Source organism: Streptomyces sp. NPDC005004 (assembly GCF_053600675.1).
This window is the reverse complement of sequence record NZ_JBSGAH010000043.1, coordinates 1-7,172: the sequence shown is the minus strand read 5'-3', so window position 1 is coordinate 7,172 and position 7,172 is coordinate 1. Positions and strand designations below refer to the sequence as shown.

Annotated in this window: 6 protein-coding genes; 2 read left to right on the top strand and 4 right to left on the bottom strand. The window is 71.0% G+C overall.

Annotated elements, in window-relative coordinates; translation table 11 throughout:
* Positions 1–232: 232 nt before the first annotated feature.
* Positions 233–1,138: a DciA family protein gene (locus tag ACWEEU_RS30505; RefSeq protein ID WP_451736904.1), complete on the top strand. Its 906-nt coding sequence runs from the start codon at positions 233–235 to the stop codon at positions 1,136–1,138.
* A 146-nt stretch (positions 1,139–1,284) separates the two neighbouring features.
* On the opposite strand, the gene ACWEEU_RS30500 is transcribed toward ACWEEU_RS30505, so the two are convergent.
* Both ACWEEU_RS30500 and ACWEEU_RS30495 read right to left on the bottom strand, forming a co-directional pair.
* Entirely contained in the window at positions 1,285–2,625 is a 1,341-nt protein-coding gene (locus ACWEEU_RS30500) for an AlbA family DNA-binding domain-containing protein (RefSeq protein ID WP_451736901.1), read from the bottom strand.
* A gap of 155 nt (positions 2,626–2,780) precedes the next feature.
* Positions 2,781–3,965: a hypothetical protein gene (locus ACWEEU_RS30495; protein WP_451736898.1), complete on the bottom strand. Its 1,185-nt coding sequence runs from the start codon at positions 3,963–3,965 to the stop codon at positions 2,781–2,783.
* 167 nt (positions 3,966–4,132) lie between these two features.
* Between ACWEEU_RS30495 and ACWEEU_RS30490 the strand changes: the two genes are divergently transcribed.
* Entirely contained in the window at positions 4,133–4,402 is a 270-nt protein-coding gene (locus tag ACWEEU_RS30490; RefSeq protein WP_451736895.1) for a hypothetical protein, read from the top strand.
* Between the two features lie 596 nt (positions 4,403–4,998).
* Here ACWEEU_RS30490 and ACWEEU_RS30485 read toward each other — a convergent pair.
* Both ACWEEU_RS30485 and ACWEEU_RS30480 read right to left on the bottom strand, forming a co-directional pair.
* A complete protein-coding gene (locus tag ACWEEU_RS30485) occupies positions 4,999–5,208 on the bottom strand; it encodes a hypothetical protein (RefSeq protein ID WP_451736892.1) in 210 nt (69 codons plus the stop codon).
* A 218-nt stretch (positions 5,209–5,426) separates the two neighbouring features.
* A complete protein-coding gene (locus tag ACWEEU_RS30480) occupies positions 5,427–5,675 on the bottom strand; it encodes a hypothetical protein (protein ID WP_451736889.1) in 249 nt (82 codons plus the stop codon).
* Positions 5,676–7,172: the final 1,497 nt, after the last annotated feature.

Here is a 7,172-nt window from a genome sequence, read left to right as displayed (position 1 = left end):
GCACGTAGAGACGGCTGGTCTTCCAGTTGTTGGTCTCGTAGTAGGCGAGGTAGTCGGCGGGGCGCGGGGCCGGCTGTCCCGGCCGGCGAGGCAGGCGGCCAGGACAGCCCGGCCCAGCTCGGCGGGGTCCGCACCGGTGGTCGTGCGGTCGACCTCGCCTCGCGCTGTGCCGCCCCCGGAGCAGAGCAGCGTGGCCCGTTGTGGCGCCCCGGGCGAGTCCTGCCGGCCCGGCATGATGGGCAGTGGTGAGAGGAGAGCGCGGCGTATGCCTGTGACGCAACCAGTGTGGCTCAGTGACGTAGAGGCCTGGTGGTCTCCCGCAGTCGGTGAGGACGTGGCCCAGCACGTGGAGCCGGTCGGCGTCGACGACCAGGCGCGCCTGCACGTGCGATGCTCAAGCCCCGCCTGGCGCACACAGACCCGGCTGCTCGCCGCTGCCCTGACCACGAGCGTCAACGAGCTGCTCGCTCCGCGAGCGAAGATCGCGGGCATCGTCGTCCAGGCGGTCTCCGGCACCGTCCCGCGGATCATCCGTGAGCGGTGGGCCGACATCGTGGGCGAGGACCTCGCCGACCGGGTGGAGCCCGTCATGCTCGGCGCCCAGGGACAGGAGCTGTGCACCCTCGCGGACTCCGCCCAGGCACGCGACGACGCCGCACGGCGCGCCCCCGAGATCCTGGCCCGGATCCGCGACGTGGTCGGCGAAGGCTGCGCCATCACCCGTTGGGTCCCCAGTTCGCTGCTCCCCGTCGTGGTTCTCGTCACCGGTTCTCCAGCGGTCACCGATCGGCGGGCTGTCGAGGACGTTCTGCTGCAGACCTGGCACGACGCCGTCGAGGTCTGCGGGACTGAGCACACGCTGGTCCTGGAACATGGCTGCGAGAGTGCGGTCGATCGCATCGTGAGCGAATGGGTCGCAGGCCTTCAGCTGCCGGACGAGGGCCGCCTGGTGTCAGCCCCGCGGGCTGCGAACACAGCACGCCACTACGACCAGGCCACCGCGGTCCGCGACCAGCAGATGGTGGCCCGTCGTCCCGACCTGTGCCTGTCTTTCGTCACCCGCACCAGCGAGGTGCTCCCCCTGGAGGAGCAGGCGAGCGCTGCCGGGATTCCCGTCCAGCGGGTCCTCCTCCCGTAACGACCGACCCCGGCCTCCGCGCGGCGACTGCTTCCCGGATGCTGGCCGCGGGCTGCACCACCCCGTCGTCACTGGTCAGCGTCTGGCGCCCGTCAGCTGACGAAGGGGAACTGTCTCAGGGCCTGCCGAAGGGCCGTCAGGCTTCCTCAAAGGAGGTTGTGTTCCCTCGCCCATGCGGTGAGGGCGCCTCGGTTGTGATCGGTGAAGCCGTTGGTGCGCAGTTCTCCGTCAGTGGTGATCAACCCCGTCTCCGGGATGCCGTAGGCATGAAGGAGTTCGTCGGCGAGTACGGCGGCGGCCTGGAGCAGGCCCCTGTCGTGGTCTGCTACGTCGTCGAGCAGCACGGTGGCTTCGGAGTAGGCGTAGTCGCATGGCTGCGTACTGGTTTCCATGCGTCGTCCAGTACCGCTGTGCAGACGGTCAACGGTCATGGGCAACGGATCGCGGTACTCCGCGACTGTGTGCAGGGAGGCATCGGGATGGGAGCCGATGTCGTTTACCAGCACAGTCTTGACCACGGCCGTCCCGCTGGCCGCAGTCCGGTCACGAGCATGGCCGGCCAGGAACGGCAGCGCACACAGCAGGTTGTAGACGACCTCTCCCGGTTCGATGAACTGCAGATCGACTTCATCGCCCCCTACCTTCGACAGGTGTCTGTCAAGCGGAAGAACGACGGCTGCGCTGCCGTCACGATGCAGTTCCGCCCGCACACCCTGGTCTCCCCGGCTCTCCCGCGCGATCAGCCGACGCGCCCCGATGGTGGCATGGCCGAACAACCGGTGGCCCTGCCCGAGGTACAACTCTGTACCGAGGAGTTCGACTCGGTACCGCTCGAAGGTGCTGGCGTTGATGACCATCTCGCCGGGCATTTCCGGGGCCAGAACCACAATGAGGTGCGGAGTGGTGCGCTCCACGACTGACAGAACGATGTCGCTCTCCACATCGGCCAACCGCTCATCGCGGGCGGCTGCTGCTGTGTACCGGGCCCGGTAGGCGGTGGCCACCATCGTTTCGGTGAGCCAGTCGGTCTGGCTCCCTGCGCGCCTGGGGTAGCGAAGAACGTCCTTCGACGGGCTAGCTGTCACGGCATGGGGGGCCGCCGGGCTGCGAGGAACGGCCAGGAGAAGGAAGCCAGTGTCCTCAGCATCGGGGTTGGGAACGCGGATCGGCTCGTACGGGACGGGCGGTGCGGTGTTGTTCGCCACCACCTGACGGATCCGCCTCAAATGGTGGTCATCCAGGTCGACATCGAAGACCCGGCTCGGCACGCCCTTGGCCTCCGCCATGCCGAGAACGAGCACGCCTCCCCGGTGGTTGGCCAGGGCAGCAACGTCCTTGGCCAGCTCCTCTCTGCCTTTGTCATCCGGTCCGTAGTGGGCCCGCTTGTAGTCGAGATCCTCTGCTTCGGCGGCCTCCGAATTTCCCACCAGGCCCTTGATGTCCTGGTAGGTCAAGTCGTCCAGTCGTGCCCCGAACAGATCTTCCAAGCGTCGTGATCGCATCACCATGCATGAGAACTATCCCCGAGGGCGCAACTGCCGCAACGGCGCAGGCGAGTTCACGTTGACCGGCCCTGCCCCCGTGCTCATGCCTGCTGGCGCTGGAGGAGCCGAAAAGGCCGCCACGACCGTCGGTGCAACGGTCATGCGGCACCTCGTACCAGATCCGGCCGCCAACCCCACGCCAAGCTCTGGCCTCCGTCGCCTGCGCGCCGCTCAGGGACCTCCTGGGCCCGGCAGCTTGCGTACGGTCCGCATCCAGGTCTCGCCGAAGCCTGCCAGGCCGGTGTCGTCGCCGGGGATGTCGCGAGCTGTTCCATCAGCGCCTCGTACAGGTTGCCGTAGAACGGCTCGAGGAAGACCGCCAGGGACTCGGCGAACTGCCTGGGGGAGGGGTTGATGGCGATGACGTGGTCCAGAAACGGGAACATGCCCCACTCGTCGATCCGCTGCCGTAGCGCGGCCTGGGCCGGGGTGTCCGGCAGGAGCAGGCCGTGCAGCATGTACAGCCCGTAGAACATACGCAGGCCGACCAGCACCTCCCGTGCGCGCACCAGCTCCTCATCGCTCGCCCGCTGTACCTGACCTACCACGTCCGCCTGTTGCTGGAGTAGTCCCCAGTCCACCTCGGGCCCCTCGCCGCGCTCCGCCGCACCCAGCATCTGGGCCCAGTCCTCGACTGTCAGCCCGAACATCCCGGAGGCTGCGAATGCTTCGGCCAGCGCGTCCGCCCCGACCTCCTGCGCTCCCAGGCCGATCGCGGCGACCAGGTGCCCCATGCTCCTGAAGTCCTGCCCCTCCGCCTCGGCCGGCACGTCCCCACCGGCTTCGAGCGCCGCGCGCACCAGCGCGGGGTTCGCCGCTCCGCGGTACGCCCCCATGAGCTGGCCGGCGGCCGCGTACAGCGCGTCCTGTCCTTCCTCGCCCGCCCCGGCCGTGCTGCGCGCGAACTCCATCAGCCGCTGCGACGCCGAGCGTTGCAGCACCCACACCAGGGCCTCGCGCACGGCGGCCACCGGCGGCTCCGGCACCGACGCCCCCGGCGCCGCCTGCACTGCCTGCGCCGCCAGCGTTCCCGGAGGCGCGGGCGGCGTGCCGGCCTTGGCGAACCACTCCAGCACGGCCAGCCGCCGGTCACGCCCCTGCCGTAGATGCCGGGCCAGTGCCGCCGCGCTCTCCACCACCAGCGGATCGACCGTGTCGACGACCGATCCCCGGCCCTGCCCGAGACCCCGGCGCCGGTGCCGGGGCAGCAGCCCCGTCCGCCGCCAGCTCTCCAGCTGGCTTGCCGTCACCGTCAGGTCCCGCGCCGCAAGTGCACGGATCACCCGTTGATCCGCCGGGCTCGCAGTTCCTCGTGCCATGCCCGCCATTAGAACCCGGAGAAGTGCCTTTAGAACCCCGAGAAGTGCCTTTTTTTCGCGGGTTCCGTCTCTGGCTCACTGGTCTCCAACCAGCACCGGCAGACCGTCAACTCCAAGGAACCAGCCCGGCCATGACCCCTCGCCCCCGTTCCCGCGTCCGCACCCAGGCGGCCACCGCCCTCACCACCGTGCTCCTGACCGGCGCCCTTACGGCCGGCCTGAACCACCCCGGCCACCTGGTGCGCCTCCTGGCCCTCCTCGCGGCGGTGCTGGGCGCTCTGACCGCCACGCTCGCCCTCGCCGCGGCCTTCGCCCCCACCGCCACCACCCGCACCGCCGCCCGCACCACCCTCGACCTCCTGCTGCGCCTGGTGCCCTGGTACACCCCCCCGAAGAGCTGACAGCACGGGCGAGAGCGCTGCCCGCGCAGGCCCGCGAGCCTGGCGCCAGGGAGCGCAGCGGCGAGGCGGGCCGCCGCCGGGCACGCAGCCCGGGTGCCGGTGCTGCTCGTCGCTGCTCTTCCCGGTATCGCGCACACGGGAGCGAGCCATGTCTGCTGGCTGCTCACCGGTGCCGGGCACCTGCCCACCGGTCAACGGTTCTTCGTCGGCTGCGTGATGTCCTTATCACCGCGGGGAGGGGTCATGGCGTGGCGGGCACGGTCGTCGCCCTGGACCCCTCAGAGGGGCCCCTGCGAATGTCCCTCGCATGTCCCTCGCAGTCGAACTAGAGTTCGAATCGTGTCTCAGTCTCACGACTTGGGCGGGCGAGGCCGTTCTTCTGCTGGCGAGCCCGTTCTTCCGCCGTGGTGGAGGGCGGGGCCCTGCCGGTGACAACCCCAGGGAGGCACGGCGGGCCGGCAGTGAGGGGCGACCGGCCCCGGGCACGGACGACTGCCCTGCCCGGGTGTTCCCACCCGCCCCGCCGGAGGCGTGGCAGGGTGGCCGGGGCTCGACCCGGGCCACCCGCCCGCACTCCCGCCTCACGGCAGGAGCCGTCACCGCGACCGGTTGCCGGTGTCCTCGGGCTGAGCCTGCTGCGCCCGGCGGTCCCGGTCCCTCAGCCACGCCTCTACGCGGAAGGTGACGACGGCTTCGAACGCCTTCTCGGCGCCCCACCGCGCGGCCCTGGTCACCGCCGACCAGACCACGTCCTGTGCGAGGAGGAAGCGAACAGCCATCTGGATCAGTGCGAGGAGGATGTCCATATCAGCCCTTTCTGTGAGCCCGCCGCCCGCCGGTGAGCCTCAAAGCGACCATGCCGCCGCGGCCGCGCCGCGCCCGCTCGACCACCGTCCGCCGGGCCCTGGCTCGCGGGGCCGCAGGCCCGGGGCCCCGGGTGGCCCGGCCTGTGGCCGAACGCGGCGTCCCGGCCGGAGGCTCGTGCGCGCCTCCGGCCGGGCCCGGTACGGGCCCTGCTGGTTAGTCAGTGCTGTGGCAGGTCGTGGCCGGCACCATCGTCGGGGGAGTTGCCGAGCCGGTGCCGCAGCCAGCGCTGTGCGTAGTGCTTGACCGCCGCGCGGGCCGAGGCCTCGGCGGCCGCGCGGACCATCCAACGGACCGCCTCTCGCAGCTCTGCCTCGGGCACCGCGTGGGCGAGGAGGGTGACGGCGGCGCAGGTCGCGATGCCGCACACGAGAAGGCAGAGGACGAGGAGGAACGAACGTGCGCGCAACGGCTCTCCTATGAGCAACTGGGTGATGAACGGGGCCTGTTGGCGTCCGAGGCGTCACTGACTACCGTGCGGGTGGCAGCGGGGCCGACCCGCTCGACCGGCTCCCCTGGCCGACCGGCGCTGGGCAGACGACCGACAGGCTCTCCCCGGAGGTTGCCGGTCTCGCACCGTCCCGACATGCTCGACCGGCCCCGGCCCCGGCCCCCAGTGGAGGGGTCCAACACGACCTCCCTTCTGGGCCAGTCACGCGCCGGCCACCACTCTCGACGGTGCCGCCAGCGATGAGCCGGGCAGACCACGCCCGCAGCCGGGCCGCCTGCGGCCGGTCCCGCGCGGCACACCACCGCCACGCGCCGGACCGCAGCGGCGGGGCACCCCGTCCGCGACGCTGCCGGTCACCACCTGGGCGGCTGTCCCGAGGTCGCCCGGATGACCGGTGCCACCGGCTGGCGGCTCCTGCTCCCGGCTCCCAACTGCGGCGGCGGGCACCCCGGCTGGCCATCCCAGCACGCACCCTGCCCCACGCCGTGCGGCTGTTCCTGAACGGTCACCGGCTCGGTCACCTCCAACTGCCCCCTGGGCCGCGGCACCGCCCAACGGCCCGCAGGGGCGCCAGCCCGCAGAGCAGCCACGCTCCGGTGCCCGGGCCGAAACGCCCGGGCACCGGCTGTCACAGGCGCGAGGAAACCCCCTCCGCTCAGGGAAGGGACAGGGCCTTCTCGGCGCCCTTCTACGCCCCGGCCCGGCCGCTGCGCAGCTCCACAGCGCGCAACACAGCCCGGACCACGTCCAACAGGCCATCCGGGCCTACGCCCGGACCGACGATGAAGGCTTGGACGAAGAGACCGAAGCCATCCAGAAACTGACCCATCTCGCTGAAACACCTCTCTGTAAGTGGAGCAACTTGCGTGACGGCTCAGGACGCCCTCACCTCCCTGACAGTCCGGAGCCGCGCCCACGCGCAAGCAGCCCCAGCCGGCCGACAGCCCAACCCCTCGCACGACACCGCCAGCGCCCAACACCACGAGCGAAAAACCGGATTGGCCAAAACTTTCGAGCGAAGGAAACACCCCTGCCCCCGTAGCCAGCCGCCCGCGAACGCGGGCCAGGTCCGGGAGCGCAGCGGACGGACCCAACACTCCTCCAAGGAGCGCAGCGACGAGGAGGAGCCGGGACCCCCCAGAAACAGGCACCCCGAAGGGCACCAGCCCAACCTACGGATACAGCCAAAGTTCTGACGGAAGGAAACACGGGCTCGGAGCGCAGCGCAGAGCCCAACTCCTCGCAACGCGAGGAGCCCCCTCCACTACCCGTGCGCAGCACGGGGCTTCACTCCAACTCCCGCGCGCAGCGCGGGAGTTCCCTTGGAGGCTGCGCAGCAGCCTTTTACCCGCTCCGCGGGCCCCCGCCTGGTCACGCCACCTGCGGTCCCTGTCGGCCGAGTTGGCGGCGCGCCGCGAGGCGATGACCGGCGCCCTCGCCCTCCGGCTCCCCGAA